The following is a 17,739-nucleotide window of genomic DNA, read 5'->3' as shown; positions in this document are numbered from 1 at the left end:
AAGGGGCGAGAGAGGGTTCTCGTCCGGCCCGTCTTGGAGATCCGCCATGACCCATGCCATAGCAGGAACACGTCCCTCTCCGGATCGTCAATCCCGGGAGCGGACCAGCCTTTATCAGGATATCACCGACCGGATCATCGCCGAACTGGAGGCCGGGCGTCTGCCCTGGGTGCAGCCCTGGGGGCATTCCGATACCGGCGCCGATCTCGGTCTGCCTCGAAACGCCTCCACCGGACGCCGCTATTCCGGCATCAACATCCTCATTTTGTGGGGGGCGGTGTTCAGACACGGCTTTTCCGGCCAGGGCTGGCTGACCTTCCGCCAAGCCTTGGCCTTGGGCGGCCATGTCCGCAAGGGCGAGATGGGTACCACGGTGGTCTATGCCGACCGCTTTATTCCCGACGGGGAACGCCGCCGGGCCGAGCGCGAGGGCAGCGAGCCGGGCGTCATCGCCTTTCTCAAGCGCTTCACCGTGTTCAATGCCGATCAATGCGACGATCTGCCCAAGGACATCGCGACCACGCTGCCGCCGATCCCGGAGGGGCTGATCCTGCCCCAGGCGGAAGCGCTGATCCGGGCCACGGGGGCGACGTTTCGCATCGGCGGCGAGCGGGCGTTCTACAGCCCGGCCCATGATTACGTCCAGGTGCCGCGCCCCGATGCCTATTTCGAGCCGATCAACTGGCACCGCACCGCCCTGCATGAGCTCGGACACTGGACCGGCCATCCCTCCCGTCTCGGCCGCGATCACTCGGGCCATTTCGGCTCGAAGTCCTACGCCCAGGAGGAACTGGTGGCCGAGATGACCAGCGCCTTCACCTGCGCGACCCTGGGCATCGTGCCGACGGTCCGGCACGCCGATTACATCGCCTCCTGGCTCGACGTGCTGCGCCAGGACAATCGCGCCATCATCCGTGCCGCCGGTGCCGCGTCGAAAGCGGCGGAGTATCTGCTGGCGTTCCGGCCGGAAAGCATGGTCGGGCAGGGGGCGTGACCGATGTCCCAACGGTACCGTTGCCATGGCCGGCGGGAGAGAAGTAGGATTGAATCCTACTGCCTTTGGCTCGTGGAGGGGTTCATGCGTTCGACCCAGCAATTCAGCATCACCTTGCCGAACGAGATGGCGGACCTTGTGAAGGCCAAGGTCGCGGCCGGGGAATATGCCAGCGAAAGCGAGGTGATCCGCGACGGATTGCGTGCCCTTCTCGCCCGCGACCGTGCCGTCGAGGGCTGGCTGCGCGATCAGGTGGGGCCGGCCTTTGACGCGCTCCAGGCCGATCCCTCCCGTGCCCGGACCGCCGATCAGGTGCGGGCGGCGCTGGCGGCGGAACACCGGAAGGGCAGCGCCCCGACGTGAGCATCCCCGTCGTCTTTTCCCCCGAGGCCCAGGACCAGCTGGTGGCGCTCTATCGCACCATCGCGGCGGCGGCATCGCCCGCGGTGGCGGCGCGCTATACCGATTCCATTGTCACCCATTGCGAAGGGTTGACGACGTTTCCGCTTCGGGGACACCGTCGCGACGACATTCGCCCCGGATTGCGCATCACCAGCTACCGTCGGCGCACAGTGATCGCCTATGCCGTGGCGGACGACCGGATCTCCGTCATCGGGGTGTTTTACGGCGGCCGGGATTACGAAGCGGCCCTGCGGCCGGGGCCGGAGGAATAGAGGAAGAGGCGGGACGGGGTTCTGGTGACGGGTTCGGGGTCGGGAGAGAGGCTTCCGGCCGGCCCGTCACGGAGAACTCCCATGGCAAACCCACGTTCCAAGCCTTCCCTGCCCCGGATCGTCCTGAGCGCGTCCCGGGATATTCCCTTCGACAAGCTGGTGCTGTCCCAGGCCAATGTCCGCCGGATCAAGGCCGGCGTTTCCATCGAGGATCTGGCCGAGGACATCGCAGCCCGCACCCTGCTGCAGGGGCTCAGCGTCCGGCCGGTGCGCGATGCCGATGGCAATGAGACCGGGCTGTTCGAGGTGCCGGCCGGCGGCCGCCGCTTCCGGGCGCTGGAACTGCTGATCAAACAGAAGCGGCTGGCCAGGACCGCGCCGATCCCCTGCGTGGTGCGGACCGAGGGCCTGGCCATCGAGGATTCGCTGGCCGAGAACATTCAGCGCGCGCCGCTGCATCCCCTCGACCAGTTCCGCGCCTTCGTGGCCCTGCGCGACAGCGGGCTGGGCGAGGAGGAGATCGCCGCCCGCTTCTTCATCACCCCGGCGGTGGTCCGGCAGCGCCTGCGTCTGGCGGCGGTGTCGCCCAAGCTGCTCGATCTCTACGGCGATGACCAGATGACGCTGGAACAGCTGATGGCCTTCACCATCGTCGCCGACCCCGCCCGCCAGGAGCAGGTGTGGGAGAACCTCGCCACCGCCTACAACAAGGAGCCCTTCTACATCCGCAAACTGCTGACCGAAGGGGCGGTGCGCGCCACCGACAAGCGGGCGCGCTTCGTCGGCATCGCGGCCTACGAGGCGGCGGGCGGCGTGGTCCAGCGCGACCTGTTCCAGTCCGATGACGGCGGCTGGCTGCACGATATCGCCGTGCTCGACCGTCTGGTCGCCGAGAGGCTGGAGGCCGAAGCGGCCAATCTCCAGGCGGAAGGTTGGAAATGGGTCGAGGCGGCGGCGGATTTCCCTTATGGCCATACCGCCGGGCTGCGTCGCCTGATCGGTGAGCCGGCGGCACTAAGCGAGGAGGAGCAGGCCGGTCTGGCGGCGCTCCACGCCGAATACGCCCAGTTGGAGGAATCCCACGCCGAGGCGGACGAGCTGCCCGAGGAGATCGATCGCCGATTGGGGGAGATCGAGGCCGCCATCGAGGCGTTCGAGACCCGGCCCATGGCCTATGATCCGGCCGAAATCGCCCGCGCCGGGGCCTTTCTCAGCATCGATCCGGCCGGGACTCCGCGGATCGAACGGGGCTTCGTCCGGCTGGAGGACGAGGCCCCGATGGAGCCCGAGCCGGAGGCCGGGATTGAGGCCGATCCGGTCGATGCCCCGGCCGCGACCTCGGGCGGTGAGCCGGTCGATGACGAGGACGATGCCGCCAAGCCGCTGCCGGATCGGCTGGTCATTGAACTGACCGCCCATCGCACCCTGGCCCTGCGCGATGCCCTGGCTCGCGATCCGGACACCGCCGTGCTGGCGGTGCTGCATGTGCTTTGCCTCAAGCTGTTCCATCACCACACCTCGGATTCCAGCCTGGAGATCGAGGCCCGCAGCGCCACCTTCGCCGCCCAGGCGCCGGGTCTGGCCGACAGCCCCTCGGCCAGGGCGATCGATGCCCGTCACCAGTCCTGGGAAAAGCAGCTTCCGGACGAGCCCGCCGAGCTGTGGCGGGTCCTGGCCGGCTTCGATCACGACAGCCGGATGGCGCTGTTGGCCCATTGCGCCGCGCTCACCGTCAATGCGGTGCGGGAGCCGTGGAACCGCCGCGCCGGGGCACTGGTCCATGCCGATCATCTGGCCCGGGCGGTGGGACTCGACATGGCGGCGGCGGGATGGGTCCCCACCGTCGACACCTATCTCGGCCGGGTCACCAAGGCGCGCATCCTGGAGGCGGTGCGCGAGGCCAAGGGCGAGACGGCGGCGCGGATGATCGATCATCTGCGTAAGCCCGATATGGCGCGGGAGGCCGAACAGGTCTTGGACGGCGCCGGCTGGCTGCCCGAGCCGCTACGTCGGCCGGCCGAGGCGGACTCGTCGGATCTTGCCGCCGAGTAGTCCCGGTCGATCCCTGGCAGCTAGCGCCCGGACCCCTCCGGGGCGATGCCCCGGTCCCCCTTTGATTCTATGCATAAAAATGGGGGTGGTTTGGAGGCGCCAGCCTCCAACCGGGGCCGGAGCGGGAGCCCCGATTCTCTCTCTTCCTGGCCCGGTCCCGTCGCCGGGCCTTTCTTACGTTCGGGGAGATCCCGTCATGTCCATCGCCGCCGATCTCGCCCACCGCCTTGCCGGAAACGCCGAGGCGGTGTGCCGGGCCTATCTGTCCCAGGGGCGCCGCCAGGGAAATTGGTGGGTGGTGGGCGACGTCCTCAATGCGCCGGGACGCAGTCTGTATGTCCGGCTGTCCGGCGACCGGGCCGGCCACTGGAGCGATGCCGCCACCGGTGAACATGGCGATCTGCTCGATCTCATCGCCCGCAATCGCCGGCTGGACTTTCGCGCAGCCATCGACGAGGCCCGCGCCTTTCTCGCCGTGCCGCGCCCGCCTTTGCCGTCAGACCCGGCTCCGTCGGGATCGCCCGAGGCGGCCCGCCGGCTGTTCCGTTTGGGCCGGCCGATCCCCGGCACGATGGCGGAAACCTATCTGCGGGCGCGCGGCATCCTCGGCCCGCTCCGCTGGCCGTGCCTGCGCTTTCATCCCGCCGTCTGGCATCGCGCCCATGCTGGTGCCCCCAGCGAGGCCTGGCCCGCTTTGCTGGCCGCCGTCACCGATCACAGCGGCACCATCACCGGCCTGCAGCGCACCTGGCTCGCTCCATCGGGCCGGGGCAAGGCGCCGTTGGCCGATCCGCGCCGGGCGCTAGGCTCTCTGCTCGGCAACGGCGTGCGCTTCGGTATCGCCACCGAGGTGCTGGCGGCGGGGGAGGGGATCGAAACCGTGCTGGCGCTGAAATCCGTCCTGCCCGCCCTGTCGATGATCGCCGCCCTGTCGGCCAACCACCTCGCCGCCCTGGTCTTCCCGCCGTCGCTGGCCCGGCTCTATGTCGTCCGCGACAACGACGCCGCCGGCCGCATGGCGGTGGAGAGCCTGTCGGCGCGCGGAAACGCGGCCGGCGTCGAGGTCCGCCCGCTGGTGCCCTGGGGCGAGGATTTCAACGCCGATCTGCTGCGGCTCGGCGCCGATCACATGCTTGCCCGGCTGGCGGATCAGCTCGCTCCCGAAGACGCGCGGCGGTTCCTGCCTCATCGCGATGCGGTCTGAGGGTGCATCGCGTCCGGTGACGGGCCGGGGGCAGGCGGCGGGGCCGGGGCTCCGGATTCGCCCAGGGGACCGCGCCGGCGACCTTCCGGGATGGGGATCTGCCAGGGTCCGACCGGGAACCGGCAAGGACGCGCCGCTTGCTTTCTTCCCCGCCGGGCTTGGGCCCGGCTTCCTCGCGGGACAAGAACGCGCGGCGCATCCTCCTCTGCGGTGCTGCGGCCCCTCGCCCATGGCTCGGGGTGCGGTCCCGGTGGCGGCCCTGGCGGGCGATCCCCGTGAAGGCCGCGATAGGCGCGGCCAGACCGGTAGCAGGAGCCCGCCATGACCCACGACACCCTCCCGTTTGGTCCCGAACCGGAAGCGAAATCCCACCCGTCCGCGACAGGGTATCTGCTCGATGAACTGGCCCTCTACGGCTATCGCCCCGGCCAGGACGAGCCCGATCCCCGTCCGTTGCCCGAGGCCGACATGGTCCGCGCCGAACTGGCCGGTATCGTTGATACCATCGCCGGCATGCTGGCCGACACCCGGCTGGAGGACGATCTCGACGACCTGCTGTGGTCGCTGGTCGCCGTCTTCCACCGCAAGATCGACCGGCTGGAACGCGATCTCGATGCCAACGAGCAGGCCCAGACCCGTTCGCGCCGCGACCAGAACGGCTCGGAGATCGCCTCGGTCGAGCTGGAACGGCTGATCGAGCAGGGCATCGGCTTGATCGAGCGCCGCAACGCCTTCGAGTTCTTCCGCGACACCGCCGCCGAGCGCTACGAGGCGGTCACCGGCTCGACCTGGCGGCCGCGCGTCGGTTCCATGGTCAATCACCGGACCCTGACCGCCGCCATGATCGACAGCCGCGACTTCCTCGCCGCCCGCCACCGCGCCGACACCCAGCTGCTGATGCCGCCCGGCCCCCGCATCGCTTTCACCGGCGGCCTGGAGTGCAACGACCACGCCCGCATCTGGGAGGTGCTCGACCGCGTCCGCGCCAAGCATCCCGGCATGGTGCTGCTGCATGGCGGCAGTCCCAAGGGCGCCGAACGCATCGCCGCCTGCTGGGCCGACAGCCGCGCGGTGCCGCAGGTGGTGTTCAAGCCCGACTGGACCCGCCATAAGAACGCCGCGCCGTTCAAGCGCAACGACCGGATGCTGGAGGTCCTGCCCATCGGGGTGATCGCCTTCCCCGGCTCCGGCATCTCCGAAAACCTCGCCGACAAGGCCCGCAAGATGGGCATCCCGGTATGGCGGTTCGCAGCGGGGGGCGGCGCGTGAGCGCCCTCTGGTCGCCATGAGCACGGCCAGCAAGATCGTGCCCCGACCGTGAGTGCAGCACCGATTACTGAATTTGTGAAGTTTGACCTGGATCTTGACCAAGAGCCTCGAGCGCCTGCACGTAGCTTTTTCGCTGTGTCGGATTGGTCGGGCTCCAATTGAGAGGGGCAAATTGCCGCTCCAGAGGGACCATTTTCTCGCAGACCAGCATCGCCGTATGTCGGTATCCCCGATTCGGATCAACGCTGTCGGCGCATGCTTCAAAATCAACAAGGCAGAATTTTTTTGCCATTTCGACGACTTCCCCGAATTTTTCCCGCAACTTCTTCGCCGCACAATATTTTGGGTCCCGCATACGGACTTTTTCGGCCTCGGCGGCGTCGATTTGGGCGACGAGGGCGGAAAATTCGTGGGCCATGGGCTTTGTCGTCGCCCCAAGGCGCATCAGCAGGCGAAGCGTGGCAAATCTGCCGTGCATGGCTGCGACATAAACCGGCGTCTTCCATTGTGCACTGGGATAGAGCGCGTACGAGCCATCGTGCAAATCCATTGGCTGATCGAGGTCGAGCCCCATTTGGACGAAGCGCCTTAACGTCCATTCAAGATCGGGGGAGTTGCTGACGATGGCGTAGAAAAGTACGGACTGATCGGTTCGCACGTCGGGTCGCATGCCGCCCGCCAAGTAAAGGTCGATGCTTCTCCGGTCACCAAGTTCGATGGATTTGAGGAAACTCTCGGCCGTCCACGGCAGGCCCATATTGGCCAGTTCTTTCCTGGGATCTTCGCTTGTTTCCCGCTTCACGCTCCGGTTGATCCTCTCGATCCCCGCGTCGGCCGATGCCGCGGAATCTCGCAAGGCATGGAGGTCGATGACCATCCCGGGAAGCAGGTTCTGCAATGGGGCCAGTTCCGGTGCCTTTGCTACGATGACGCCTTGCTGCGGGTTGCCGGCTATTTGTTGCCATGTCCAGACACTGCCGAACCCCAAGCCAAGCACGACCGCGACAAGAAGACCATTTCCATAGAGTCGTAGCGGATTGGCTTGGGGATCGCTTGCCTTGGACCGTGCCGCTAGAAAGAAAGTCGCCACTGCGGCGGAAAGACAGACCACGAACGCCCAGCCGGCAACGGGTGCCAGTGGTGTGAGCAGATTTGATGCTGCGGCGCTCAGGAGGCTGATGAGCGCCCATGGTGTGATTGTCAGGTCCGCATTCGCGACCATTGCCTTAAATGGTTTGGAAAAATCGAGTGCAGGCATGTCGGCCATGGATGCTGGTCGGTGTGAGATTGCCCCAAAGGTTGTGATTTTGATGCGCAGAAAGCGGTTTCGGTGTCAATCGGCCGGTCGTCCTGTCTGCTCGCCTGCGATGCCGGTTCCCTTGATCACGGTTCCTGCCGGATATACATTTCATCAAACGTCTATCATCGGAGGGTGCCATGCAGGTCGCGAAATGGGGCAACAGTCTCGCCGTCCGTCTTCCCGCCTCGGTCGTCGAGGCCCTGGAATTGAAGGAGGGTGACGAGATCGAAATCCATGTGGAGGATGCGCGGGAATTCTCCGTGGCGCGCAAGCCCGGCCGGGACGAGATGCTGAAGCGCCTGCATGCCTTCCGGGGACGGCTTCCCGCCGATTTCAAGTTCGACCGGGACGAGGCCAATGCCCGGTAGTTTCATCGACACCAATGTCCTGGTCTATCTCGCCTCCGGCGATCTGGACAAGGCGGACCGGGCGGAGACGGTGATCCGGGATGGCGGCGCCATCAGCGTGCAGGTGCTCAACGAATTCACCCATGTCGCCCGCCGCAAGATGCGGCTGTCGTGGACGGAAATTCAGACCTTCCTGTCGGTGATCCGGGCCCTGCTGGAGGTCCGTCCCCTCACCGTGGAGATCCACGAAACCGGCCTGGCCCTGGCCGAACGCCATAGCCTGTCGATCTGGGACGCGATGATCGTCGCCTCGGCGCTCCACGCCGATTGCGACCGGCTGTGGTCGGAAGACATGCAGGATGGGAGGATGATCGAGAACCGGCTGCGGATCGCCAACCCGTTTCGTCCGGCGAGCTGAGGGAATATCGCGGGCGGATTACCGTTTGCTCCGCCATGACCGATCCACCGGGGGCCTGCCGCCAATACCGATGTCGGATCGGTTCCCACGGATTCATGCGGGCTCCGTCTTTTCCTGCTGGTTCATGACGCTGACGGCGGGTTTGTTCCCGCCGAACGCACCGGTCATCGCCCGTGGTGATGAGGTGTCCCGCAGTTCATCGCGACCGGACGGTTCCGGTGCAGTCCTCTCCGGATTGTCCCTCGGGCAGGTCCCCGTGATGGGGAGATGATGCTCGTCGTCTGCTCCCGGAAACCGGCCGGGGCAGGCGGGAAAGCGGGCCTTCGGGCCGGCGGGAATCGTGGCCGTGGTCGGGGCGGAATCCCTCCGGTGATGGGCCGCCGTCTCCTGGTGTCCATCGTGGACCATCCCTGCTGGCTCTTGAGGGCTAAATCCCGCGTCGCGTCCGTCCAACCCTTCGGGGGCGGAAAATTTCCCCTGCCGCGTTTCGCGGCATTCCTCGCGCCCGCTACGCTCTCAAATTTTCCTGCCCTCCGGGTTCTCCACGCCGTTCCGGCCCTTCGCCTGCGGCTGCGGGTGGACGGCCACGCCTGGCGGTCTTGTCGCCCGAGCCATCGCAGGGACGGTCCCCGCGACGAACGCTTAGGAGACTTATCATGGCCATCACCCTCGGCACCTTCACCAAGCTCGACGACGGCGTCTTCACCGGCACCCTCAAGACCCTCAACGTTACCGCCAACCTGACCATCATCCCCGTGGACAAGCAGTCCGACAACGCCCCCGATCACCGGGTCTATGCCGGCAACGGCCAGCGTTTCGAGGTCGGCGCCGCCTGGAGCCAGGTCGCCAAGACCAGCGGCGAGACCTATCTCAACCTCAAGATCGGCGCCCCGGAATTCGGCCCCAACTGGGTCCGCGCCCGCCTGGTCAAGCTTGAACACGCCACCGAGGACGGGGCCACCCACATGGCCCTGTGGGAGCCGCGCGACCGGTAAGGCCCTCGGCAGCCCCGCCGCGGATCGCCGTGGCGGGGCTGTTTCCCTAGCCCGCCCGCTCGAAATCCCGGGGGGCCGGTTTCAGAGCGTCCCGCGGCACGCCGCCCTCCGCCATCCTTGCCCCATTCGCGGCGATGCCCGCCGCTGCACCCGATGGAGAGCAAGAATGGACGACGAAATCCTCCGGGCCGCCCAGGCCCGAAAAGGCAGCCCGTTCCTCAACACCGCCCAGGCCGCCTTCTATGTCGGCCTGTCCGGCCGGACGCTGGAAAAGATGCGGACAATGGGCGGCGGACCACGCTTCCGCAAGCACGGCCGCTATGTCCGTTACCATATCGACGACCTCGACGGCTGGTCGAAAACCCACGGCCAAGCCTCTACCTCCGACACCGGGGCGGGCGCGGCACGGCGATGATCGCGCTCCGCCTGATCCGCCCGCGGCGGCACCGGCGCGGGCACCACCACCCGCGCGTCATCCTCGCCCTGACCCTGGTCGGGCTCGGCTGGGTCGGCCTTGCCGGGTTCGGCCGACCGGCGCCGCTGCTGGTGTGGAACGCCAGTGCCAGCGCCCCCATCGGCCTCTACCGGGTGCTGCCGGCCGCGCCGTTGCGGCGCGGCGATCTGATGCTGCTGTGGCCGCCCGCCGGCATCCGTGACCTCGCCGCCGCGCGGGGCTATCTGCCGCCGCAGGTGCCGCTGGTGAAGCGTGTCGCGGCGCTGGCCGGCGATACGGTCTGCGCCCTCGGTGATGACCTGTTCATCAACGGCGAAGCGGTCGCCATCCGGCTGGAGCGCGACCGTCTGGGCCGGTCTTTGCCGCGCTGGGAAGGGTGCGCGTGCCTCGGGGACGAACTGTTGCCGTTGATGGCGGAGGTGGCGGATTCGTTCGATGGCCGCCTGTTCGGGCCGGTTCCGATCTCCGCCGTGATCGGTCGGCTGGTGCCGTTATGGACCGACTGAGCCTCCTGGTCGCCGGACTCCTGGCGGTGATGCCGGCGCAGGCGGCGGATCGCTGGCAGCCGGCCATCACCGAAGCCGCCCAGCGTTTCGTCCTTCCCGAGAGCTGGATTCGGGCGGTCCTGAAAGCCGAAAGCGGCGGCAATCCCCGCGCCGTTTCGCCCAAGGGCGCCATGGGGCTGATGCAGATCATGCCCGGCACCTGGGCCGAACTGCGCCTCCACCTTGGCCTCGGCCCCGATCCTTTCGATCCCCGCGACAATATCCTGGCGGGGGCGGCGTATCTGCGGGCGATGCATGACCGCTACGGCTCCCCCGGCCTGTTCGCCGCCTACAATGCCGGGCCGGCTCGTTATGACCGGTATCTCAGGAGTGGAACACCGCTTCCCGCCGAGACCCGCCGCTATCTCGCCACCCTGGCCCGGGCCCCCACCGATGCGACCCTGCCACCCGCGCTGCGGTCGGGGACGCGGCTGTTCTTTCATCTGCGGACTGTCGAGAACGCCCCATTGGACGACCCGAAGGCAGCTGGGTCCGGCGATCTGTTCGTGCCCCTGACCACCGGGCCGGGGGAAGGAAAATGAGAGGCGCGGCGCCGGTGGAGAGAGGGGCTTCGTCTCGGCTTGGTCAGTCTACCAGCCAGGGCGAAGCGCCGGTCAAGGAGGCGCGGTTCCCCCAAAATGCGGGCGCATTTTGGCTCCCCCACGCCCCGCTGCGCGGCGCGTGCCGCGTCCCTGACCGGCGTTTCGCCGGCTGCTCCGGGGAGGTGTCCTCGATGAGGAGGACGTCCATCCAGGAGGTTGCCATGTCATCCCATGCCATTCACCCGCACGCCGAGTTCGATCATTTCCCGCGACTGCTCGAGCATTTCGGCGGCGATATCGACACCATTATCGCCGCCGAATGGGCCGATTTTGTCTGGGATAGCCGCTTCGTCGAACGCGATCTCGGGGCCTGGGACGGCTTCGATGACGACGAGGCGAGCGGCGTGATCGTGCGGATCATCGGTTATTTCCGCCGCCGTTACCTCGTGGCGACCTGCGTCGTCGATGGCGAACGGCGAGTCCGGGCCCTGCTGACGCAGCGCGGCTTCGATTGTTTCGAGGATGCCGAACAGGCCTTCCTCGACGGCGGGGGATGACCCCGCCGACCTCCTCCGGGGCGGTGGTTCCGAGCCTCGCCTCGGGCTTCCGTCAGGCATGAGGTCGCAAATGAGCGGGAATGATGCGGTGGAGGCTCCGGAATGCCGCGTAAGGCAAGATTAAAGGTCTGTCTCGTCGAGACGCCCAAGTCCTTGTCTGCACATCGTTTTTCAGGGAGACCGCCCTTGCGGCCGTGGAGATGCGATCCCGCAAAGCATTGATTTTCCACGAGGTGATGGAGATAGGGCCATGACCCAGGACGACGACTTCGAACCCAGGCCCGGCAAGATCCGCTCCCGGGGCAGCCGCCGGGGCCGCAAATATCTGCATCGGGTGTTGCAGGCCACTGCGCTGGCCGGTGGGCGGATGCGCGGCGGCGGTAAGTCCAAATTTCACGGCGGCCGGATCGGACGCGGCGCCGGCATCGGCCGGGTGCTGTCCGCCCGCGACCGTCATGCCGCCTTCCGCGTCCGCCGTGTCATCGTCAAATCCCGCATTGTCAAACTGGCCGGCAAGGGGATGCAGGGGGCGCGGGCCCATCTGCGCTATATCCAGCGCGATGGCGTGACCCGTGACGGCCAGCCCGGCCAATTATACGATGCCGGGCAGGACCGCGCCGACGGCAAGGCCTTCCTCGCCCGCGCCGAGGGCGACCGCCATCAGTTCCGTTTCATCGTCGCCCCGGAGGACGGCGCCGAATACGACGATCTAAAGCCGCTGACTCGCCGCCTGATGGCGCAGATGGAGCAGGATCTGGCCACCCGGCTCGATTGGGTGGCGGTCGATCACTACAATACCGGCCATCCCCACAGCCATGTCATCCTCCGTGGCCGCGACGACCGGGGCAAGGATCTGGTCATCGCCCGCGACTACCTCACCCAGGGCATCCGGGAGCGGGCGGCGGAGCTGGTGACGCTCGATCTGGGGCCGCGCACCGACCTGGAGATCGAGAACCGGCTGCGGCGCGAGGTGGAGCAGGAGCGCCTGACCAGCCTCGATCGCCGCCTGCTGCGCGACATCGGCGGCGATGGCCTGGTCCGCTCCGGCGACCGCGACGCCTTCCAGCAGAGTCTGCGGGCCGGCCGTCTGCGCAAGCTGAATCGCCTCGGTCTGGCCGAGGAGGTGGCGCCGGGGCAGTGGCGGCTGGCGGGGGGCTTGGAGGACACGCTACGGCGCATGGGCGAGCGCGGCGACATCATCAAGACGCTGCACCGCGAAATGACCGCCCGGGGGCTGGCGCGGGCCGCCGGCGAGACCGTCATCCACGATCCGGCGGAATCCTCGGCGCGATCCATCCTCGGCCGCGTCGTCGCCCGGGGTCTTGCCGACGAGATCAACGACTGCCATTACCTGATCGTCGATGGGGTGGATGGCCGCACCCATTACGTCGATATAGGCCAGGGCGAGGCCACCCCACCGATCCCCGAAGGCGGCATCATCCGCATCGAGCCCAAGCGAGCCGAACCGCGTGCCGTCGACCGCACCATCACCGAGATCGCCGCCGCCCATGACGGGCGCTACAGCATCGACATCCATCTGCGCCATGATCCCTCGGCCAGCGAGAGCTTCGCCGAGACTCATGTCCGTCGCCTGGAAGCGATGCGGCGGCTGGCTGGCGCCGTCGAACGCCAGCCCGACGGGACCTGGATCATCGCCGCCGATCATCTCGAGCGGGCGGCGGAATTCGAGCGGCAGCAGGCCAGGGCCGCCCCGGTGGTGGTGCGAACCCTGTCCTCATTGCCGCTGGAGCGCCAGATCGCTGCCATTGGGGCCACTTGGCTCGACCGCGAACTGGTGTCGGCCACTCCGGAACCCTTGCGCGAGTCCGGCTTCGGCCAGGAGGTGCGCGACGCCCAGGCCCGGCGGCGGCAATGGCTGATCGCCGAAGGACTGGCCCGGGAGGAGCAGGGCCGCGTCGTCTATCGCGCCGGTCTGCTCGACATTTTACGATGGCGCGAACTGGCCCGTGTCGCCGGTCAGCTGTCCGGGGAATTGGGGCTGGGCTATGCGGAAACCGGGCAGGGCGATCGGGTCGAGGGCATCTATCGCCGCGCCGTCGATCTCGCCAGCGGCAAATTCGCGATCATCGAGACCAGCCGGGACTTCACCCTGGTGCCGTGGCGGCCGGTGCTGGAACACCATCTCGGCAAACAGGTGTCCGGCATCATGCGCGGCGACGGGATTTCCTGGACCATCGGACGACAGCGGAGCGGGCCAAGCGTGTCATGATGGGGAAATGGCTGAAGGGTGGCTCGTGACCATTCTCTGCCATTCAAAGCGTTTGCCTTATTCCGGCCTCGCGTCAGGATATCGCTGAAGCGGATATTGGCTCCAGCAGCGCGTCATAGCTGCAACGGGGCTTACGATATGCGCTCTGGCCCCCAGTTCTTCGTTAAATATTGACGGAAGAGCGAGAAAACAAGATGATTCTCGGAAGAGTCGCACGGGGGCTGGGCTCTTTGCCCGCAGATCGTTCGCTTGGGAACTGTCCGAGGACGCGGGGTCACGCCGTCCTTGAAACATTGATGTGTGCGAGAGGCTCTCGCCGCCTCTCTTGCGCTTCGGCTGGATGGGGAGAGAATGCGTGGGCTTCTTTACTGACGAGGAGATAAGCTCTCTGAGGATCACTAATATGATCCTGCATGTCGTGGGCGAAGGCGAATTTGTGGCTGAACCCGCGCGTCGCGTTGAGCATGAAGAATTCTTTATTGATCGGATTCGCGACACAGACGTTGCTGCTGTCTTCAGCTTTGATCCCAGTTCGCAAACGAAGACGCAACTTGAACGGATTGCCTCCGGTGCTGACACGTTTGAAGCCGGAACTCAGGCATTGTCGCGCGAATTCGCTAGGCTCCATCTTGGCCATGTTCGCGACGGTGCTTTCTTCATCTTCGAACTTGCGACGGCAACCCAAGGTGTTCGAATCTACGGCCTGATCAAATATGACTATAGGGAGGCCATCGAACAGGCGGATGTTGATCAGGGTGGGCTGCTGCGCCGCATCGTTCACGCATTCATCGCCGACAAAAAAGCCATCCAAAAATCAGCTCTGATCCGGGTTGTTGATAACGTCGCCGAACAAACATTGTCTGCGCGGGATCGAATGAAGCACGCGCCCGATATCGGTGACTATTTCGCTGCCTTCCTTCATGTGAAGCGGACCCGGAGCGACCAAGAACTTAACCAGCAGATGGTCAACGTTGTCCGCGAGACGTTGCAGGCCTGCCAGGACGCGTTGCCGGATCGCGATGTCCCGCGCGCGTTTCGCCGTGCGAAGGATGTGCTGCGTGATCGACAGGAGATCACCGAGGAGGCGATCGCCGATGCCATCCTTGCTGCGGCGGGCAATCCCGAGGACGAGAATACGCGCGCTGACCTGCTGGCGCGGACTCGCCGGAAAGTCCGTTCTGCCAAGCTTGAGGGGCTCGTCTTTCCTCCAGACCGCCAGGTTCTGCGTCGCCCGCCGTTGCGTCGCCTCAAGACTACGGAAGGCATCACGCTGATCTATCCCGATGACGCAATCGGAGCAACTGTCCGAAGAGAGTCTCGTCCCGGCGGTGGCGAAACGATCACCATCCAGACTGAACGCGTAACGGAGGATCGCGTTGTCGCTGACAACACTCGCAACACTGCTTGACGATCTCGCGGTCGGCAATCGAGCTGTGCTCAATGAGGCGAAGCCGACGGTCGGGGTGTCGGAACTCGCGGTCGGTGACGCGCGCGCAGTGCTGGCCGAATGTGCCGATCTTAATTGGAATGCGCTGATCGTCGATCGCGAGAATACGCCGTGGGACGTGAACACGATCAGCGAGCACTTCGCACCATTCCGGATTACAATCCACAAGCCTGACTATGGCCTTGACACGATAGCCCTGCTAACGCGGTCCGGATTCACTCAGTGGCTCACGGAACCCCGAGACGAGCCGCGGTGTCTCCTCGCGCGGCTGCCACAACCCTTCGCGACTCAGCGCGTCATTTTCACACCATGGGGCGACGTGACTCAGTTTGAGCCTCTGCCGCCGACAAAGAGCCCCCGGTCGCTTGTCCGTGAATATGGCGAACTTCGTGTCGTTCCCAACGACATTCGTCCCTGGCTACTCCAAGCAGACGAGTTGCCCATCTTCGACGATCCCACTTTCCGGTTATGGGCGGGCATTGCAACCGTTGCCTTGCTCCGGTCACTCCCGGACGAGGTCGAGATGGAATCCTACGCACTTAAATTCAAGGGGCCGCCGCGTTTGGTCCTTATGGGGCCGGTTCATCCTACTGATGCGCTCGCAGCCCTCGGCCGCGATGGATTCCTTAGTCTTCAGCGCGCCCAACGCTGGATATTCGAGAATGAGCGCGAAGCCGAGATGCGCCATGTTCTCCTGGCGACAGAACTCGCCCAAACCGGAGGCACGCATCTTCAAGCCGAGGAATGCGCACGTATCCATATCGCAGCCGCACTAGACGGGGCGAAGATCGCCTATCAAATGTCACTGTCCGACTTGAGCCGGGACACGCTTAAGGCGCTCGGCGATCTCCGCAAAGCGGTCACAGAAGAGACGGCAAAAGTGACCGATGCAACTCGCCAAACCATAGCTGCGGTCGCGAGCGCGCTTGCTATCGGCATCGGTCTTATCGCGACCCGGGTTGCGACGAACGTCTATCCCGCAGTGATGATCGCCGTGATGGCTGTCGCGCTGGCGTATGTTTTTATCGTCGCCTTATCTGGCACGCAGTTCATCTTGCTCCAGCGCAGCCTTCGTATCGACTGGCAGCCGCGGCTGTACCGATTCCTGATCCCTGAAGACTATAAACGCATGGTCACGAAGCCGATTGGGAGGGCAGAATATGCGTTCTGGTGGACTGCAGGGATTGGCTTAGCCTCGGTCGTCGTTCTCCTGGTTGTCATCCTGTGTATCCCAAGGTCGGAAGATACCAAGCCTCCGCCGGTCGCCAATAATCAGGCCGGTAATATTCAGCCGCAGATCTCGGCGCCAAAGCAGACGACACCGACCGAGCCAGTGCCAGCAAGCAACGCCAACAAAGAGCCTTCGCAGATCCATCCTTGATCGGTCAACAGCGACGTTCGCCTCCGGTCCAAATGAGGCATTCGCCGACATCAAGGAAACCGGAAGCCGAGGTTCCCCATCACCCCTCATCCGGCAGCGCATACCGCGCCACCCGCATCTCCGCGTCGGCATCGTTCTCCAGGCTAACCTCCAGCACCTGATTGACCAGATCGGGCTGGGTATCGATCTCGTCGAGCGCCACCTCGAACATCTCCATCTGGAGGTCGAGGTCCATGCCGACCGGGCCGTTGAGGCAGATGAGGCCGGCATGGAGATCGAGACCGGCATATTCGCCGGCTTGTCCCGGCGCATCGGCGGAGCCGCGGAAATCGATGGAATTCTTGGTGACGAAGGTCCAGTCGCCCGCGATGATGACCGGCATCAACTCCCAGTCCTTGGCGCCGCCCTTGCCGATCCAGCGGATGTGGGAGGCGTCGGGATGGCCGCGCTCGCGGGCGAGCTTGGCCAATTCCTCGCTCAGGCATTCATCGATCAGCAGCTTCATGCCCGGCGGCGCCTCGGGACGGTGCGCTCGGCGGTGATGGTGGCGCCGGGGGGCAGGACGGTGAAGCGGCGGGGGCGGCCGCGCACCGGATTGGCCTCGGCATAGAGGGTGGCGAGATCGAGGGCGGTTGCGTTCAGGCCAGGATAGGCGGCGAAGATGCGCTCGCGGGGAAGTCCGGCGGCGACCGAGGCCACCAGATCGTAGAGCGGGATGCGGGTGCCGCGGAGGACGGGGGTTCCGCTCAGGATTGCCGGATCCTCGACCACCATCGCCCGGGCGGCGGCCAGCCGGGTGGAGCGGTCGTCGGCCTCCGCCACGAAGCCCGACAGGCTGACGCTGAGGAAGCCGTCGTGGACGGTCCAGTCGGCGGTGCTCCAACCGGCGAAGGGGTGATCGGCCATGTCGCCGGTGATGCGCTCGGCGAAGCGGAGGATCAGCAGCAGACGCTCCTCCGCCGTCAGCGCCTTGGCGGCGCGGAAGTAGAACCCCACCAGCGGACAGGCGGCCAGCTGGATGCGGCGGCCATCCCCGACGGTGGTGAAGCCCGCCGGCAGGATCTTCTCATCGATGACCCGGTTGATGTCGCGCAGGCTGACGCCAGCGATGACGGCGGCCTCGGCGGGGGTCAGCAGGGCGGCGCCCATGGGGGACCTCATAAATATTCCGTTGGATCGGAAGATAATGCCGATCGCCCGTCACCGCAAGGGGGTTGCGGCTTTTCCGGCCGGGACCATCCCCGATTCCCGCCCGACCGCCCTCCGGATGCGCTCCGGCCGAATCGTCGTAACCCATCGTAAGTGAACGCGATTTCCGATTCCGGTGTTC

Annotated in this window: 19 protein-coding genes; 16 read left to right on the top strand and 3 right to left on the bottom strand. The window is 66.0% G+C overall.

Features of this window, described 5'->3' with window-relative positions:
• Positions 1–46 precede the first annotated feature (46 nt).
• From CP958_RS06025 to CP958_RS06000, 6 genes are all read left to right on the top strand, one after another.
• Positions 47–994, top strand: a complete 948-nt coding sequence (locus CP958_RS06025) for a zincin-like metallopeptidase domain-containing protein (RefSeq protein WP_096701083.1) — start codon at positions 47–49, stop codon at positions 992–994.
• A gap of 84 nt (positions 995–1,078) precedes the next feature.
• Positions 1,079–1,357, top strand: coding sequence for a type II toxin-antitoxin system ParD family antitoxin (locus tag CP958_RS06020; RefSeq protein ID WP_096701082.1), 279 nt, complete (start codon positions 1,079–1,081; stop codon positions 1,355–1,357).
• Positions 1,354–1,668 (top strand): type II toxin-antitoxin system RelE/ParE family toxin, encoded by a 315-nt coding sequence (locus tag CP958_RS06015; RefSeq protein ID WP_096701081.1) that lies wholly within the window; start codon positions 1,354–1,356, stop codon positions 1,666–1,668. The genes CP958_RS06020 and CP958_RS06015 overlap by 4 nt, the downstream gene beginning before the upstream one ends.
• 81 nt (positions 1,669–1,749) lie before the next feature.
• Entirely contained in the window at positions 1,750–3,720 is a 1,971-nt protein-coding gene (locus CP958_RS06010) for a ParB/RepB/Spo0J family partition protein (RefSeq protein ID WP_096701080.1), read from the top strand.
• A gap of 196 nt (positions 3,721–3,916) precedes the next feature.
• A complete protein-coding gene (locus CP958_RS06005; protein WP_096701079.1) occupies positions 3,917–4,924 on the top strand; it encodes a toprim domain-containing protein in 1,008 nt (335 codons plus the stop codon).
• A 321-nt stretch (positions 4,925–5,245) separates the two neighbouring features.
• Positions 5,246–6,193, top strand: coding sequence for a DUF2493 domain-containing protein (locus tag CP958_RS06000; protein WP_096701078.1), 948 nt, complete (start codon positions 5,246–5,248; stop codon positions 6,191–6,193).
• A 64-nt stretch (positions 6,194–6,257) separates the two neighbouring features.
• Here the strand turns inward: CP958_RS06000 and CP958_RS05995 are convergent, their stop codons facing one another.
• Positions 6,258–7,460 (bottom strand): hypothetical protein, encoded by a 1,203-nt coding sequence (locus tag CP958_RS05995; RefSeq protein WP_141400435.1) that lies wholly within the window; start codon positions 7,458–7,460, stop codon positions 6,258–6,260.
• A gap of 170 nt (positions 7,461–7,630) precedes the next feature.
• On the opposite strand from CP958_RS05995, the gene CP958_RS05990 reads away from it, so the two are divergent.
• From CP958_RS05990 to CP958_RS05935, 10 genes are all read left to right on the top strand, one after another.
• Entirely contained in the window at positions 7,631–7,861 is a 231-nt protein-coding gene (locus CP958_RS05990; protein ID WP_096701076.1) for an AbrB/MazE/SpoVT family DNA-binding domain-containing protein, read from the top strand.
• Positions 7,851–8,258 carry a PIN domain-containing protein gene (locus CP958_RS05985; RefSeq protein WP_096701075.1) on the top strand — a complete coding sequence of 136 codons (408 nt, stop codon included), beginning with the start codon at positions 7,851–7,853 and terminating at the stop codon, positions 8,256–8,258. The genes CP958_RS05990 and CP958_RS05985 overlap by 11 nt, the downstream gene beginning before the upstream one ends.
• A 656-nt stretch (positions 8,259–8,914) precedes the next feature.
• A complete protein-coding gene (locus tag CP958_RS05975; protein ID WP_096701073.1) occupies positions 8,915–9,253 on the top strand; it encodes a DUF736 domain-containing protein in 339 nt (112 codons plus the stop codon).
• Between the two features lie 166 nt (positions 9,254–9,419).
• A complete protein-coding gene (locus tag CP958_RS05970; RefSeq protein ID WP_096701072.1) occupies positions 9,420–9,668 on the top strand; it encodes a DNA-binding protein in 249 nt (82 codons plus the stop codon).
• Positions 9,665–10,213 carry a S26 family signal peptidase gene (locus tag CP958_RS05965; RefSeq protein ID WP_096701071.1) on the top strand — a complete coding sequence of 183 codons (549 nt, stop codon included), beginning with the start codon at positions 9,665–9,667 and terminating at the stop codon, positions 10,211–10,213. Before CP958_RS05970 ends, CP958_RS05965 begins: the two co-directional genes overlap by 4 nt.
• Positions 10,201–10,794 (top strand): lytic transglycosylase domain-containing protein, encoded by a 594-nt coding sequence (locus CP958_RS05960; protein ID WP_096701070.1) that lies wholly within the window; start codon positions 10,201–10,203, stop codon positions 10,792–10,794. The genes CP958_RS05965 and CP958_RS05960 overlap by 13 nt, the downstream gene beginning before the upstream one ends.
• A 221-nt stretch (positions 10,795–11,015) precedes the next feature.
• The gene (locus CP958_RS05950; protein WP_096701068.1) at positions 11,016–11,351 is read left to right on the top strand and encodes a hypothetical protein; all 336 of its coding nucleotides are present in this window, start codon (positions 11,016–11,018) and stop codon (positions 11,349–11,351) included.
• A 250-nt stretch (positions 11,352–11,601) separates the two neighbouring features.
• Entirely contained in the window at positions 11,602–13,581 is a 1,980-nt protein-coding gene (rlxS, locus tag CP958_RS05945; protein ID WP_096701067.1) for a relaxase/mobilization nuclease RlxS, read from the top strand.
• A 403-nt stretch (positions 13,582–13,984) separates the two neighbouring features.
• Positions 13,985–14,989 carry a nucleoid-associated protein gene (locus tag CP958_RS05940; protein WP_197706359.1) on the top strand — a complete coding sequence of 335 codons (1,005 nt, stop codon included), beginning with the start codon at positions 13,985–13,987 and terminating at the stop codon, positions 14,987–14,989.
• Complete coding sequence (locus tag CP958_RS05935) at positions 14,958–16,409, top strand: hypothetical protein (RefSeq protein ID WP_141400434.1); 1,452 nt, start codon at positions 14,958–14,960, stop codon at positions 16,407–16,409. The genes CP958_RS05940 and CP958_RS05935 overlap by 32 nt, the downstream gene beginning before the upstream one ends.
• A 79-nt stretch (positions 16,410–16,488) precedes the next feature.
• Here CP958_RS05935 and CP958_RS05930 read toward each other — a convergent pair whose 3' ends face one another.
• Positions 16,489–16,914, bottom strand: coding sequence for a DUF5615 family PIN-like protein (locus CP958_RS05930; protein WP_096701065.1), 426 nt, complete (start codon positions 16,912–16,914; stop codon positions 16,489–16,491).
• Positions 16,911–17,558 (bottom strand): DUF433 domain-containing protein, encoded by a 648-nt coding sequence (locus tag CP958_RS05925; RefSeq protein ID WP_197706358.1) that lies wholly within the window; start codon positions 17,556–17,558, stop codon positions 16,911–16,913. Before CP958_RS05925 ends, CP958_RS05930 begins: the two co-directional genes overlap by 4 nt.
• Between the last annotated feature and the right edge of the window lie 181 nt (positions 17,559–17,739).

The organism is Magnetospirillum sp. 15-1 (genome assembly GCF_900184795.1).
Classification (GTDB): Bacteria; Pseudomonadota; Alphaproteobacteria; order Rhodospirillales; family Magnetospirillaceae; genus Phaeospirillum.
The sequence above is the reverse complement of the archived record's forward strand: the minus strand, read 5'-3'. Positions and strand labels throughout refer to the sequence as shown.

What these genes read in the sequence shown, in the direction of transcription:
- CP958_RS06025 (WP_096701083.1), top strand. Translation starts at nt 47, where the DNA reads ATGACCCATGCCATAGCAGGAACACGTCCCTCTCCGGATCGTCAATCC.
- CP958_RS06020 (WP_096701082.1), top strand. Translation starts at nt 1,079, where the DNA reads ATGCGTTCGACCCAGCAATTCAGCATCACCTTGCCGAACGAGATGGCG.
- CP958_RS06010 (WP_096701080.1), top strand. Translation starts at nt 1,750, where the DNA reads ATGGCAAACCCACGTTCCAAGCCTTCCCTGCCCCGGATCGTCCTGAGC.
- CP958_RS06005 (WP_096701079.1), top strand. Translation starts at nt 3,917, where the DNA reads ATGTCCATCGCCGCCGATCTCGCCCACCGCCTTGCCGGAAACGCCGAG.
- CP958_RS06000 (WP_096701078.1), top strand. Translation starts at nt 5,246, where the DNA reads ATGACCCACGACACCCTCCCGTTTGGTCCCGAACCGGAAGCGAAATCC.
- CP958_RS05995 (WP_141400435.1), bottom strand. Translation starts at nt 7,460, where the DNA reads ATGGCCGACATGCCTGCACTCGATTTTTCCAAACCATTTAAGGCAATG.
- CP958_RS05990 (WP_096701076.1), top strand. Translation starts at nt 7,631, where the DNA reads ATGCAGGTCGCGAAATGGGGCAACAGTCTCGCCGTCCGTCTTCCCGCC.
- CP958_RS05985 (WP_096701075.1), top strand. Translation starts at nt 7,851, where the DNA reads ATGCCCGGTAGTTTCATCGACACCAATGTCCTGGTCTATCTCGCCTCC.
- CP958_RS05975 (WP_096701073.1), top strand. Translation starts at nt 8,915, where the DNA reads ATGGCCATCACCCTCGGCACCTTCACCAAGCTCGACGACGGCGTCTTC.
- CP958_RS05970 (WP_096701072.1), top strand. Translation starts at nt 9,420, where the DNA reads ATGGACGACGAAATCCTCCGGGCCGCCCAGGCCCGAAAAGGCAGCCCG.
- CP958_RS05965 (WP_096701071.1), top strand. Translation starts at nt 9,665, where the DNA reads ATGATCGCGCTCCGCCTGATCCGCCCGCGGCGGCACCGGCGCGGGCAC.
- CP958_RS05960 (WP_096701070.1), top strand. Translation starts at nt 10,201, where the DNA reads ATGGACCGACTGAGCCTCCTGGTCGCCGGACTCCTGGCGGTGATGCCG.
- CP958_RS05950 (WP_096701068.1), top strand. Translation starts at nt 11,016, where the DNA reads ATGTCATCCCATGCCATTCACCCGCACGCCGAGTTCGATCATTTCCCG.
- rlxS (WP_096701067.1), top strand. Translation starts at nt 11,602, where the DNA reads ATGACCCAGGACGACGACTTCGAACCCAGGCCCGGCAAGATCCGCTCC.
- CP958_RS05940 (WP_197706359.1), top strand. Translation starts at nt 13,985, where the DNA reads ATGATCCTGCATGTCGTGGGCGAAGGCGAATTTGTGGCTGAACCCGCG.
- CP958_RS05930 (WP_096701065.1), bottom strand. Translation starts at nt 16,914, where the DNA reads ATGAAGCTGCTGATCGATGAATGCCTGAGCGAGGAATTGGCCAAGCTC.
- CP958_RS05925 (WP_197706358.1), bottom strand. Translation starts at nt 17,558, where the DNA reads ATGGGCGCCGCCCTGCTGACCCCCGCCGAGGCCGCCGTCATCGCTGGC.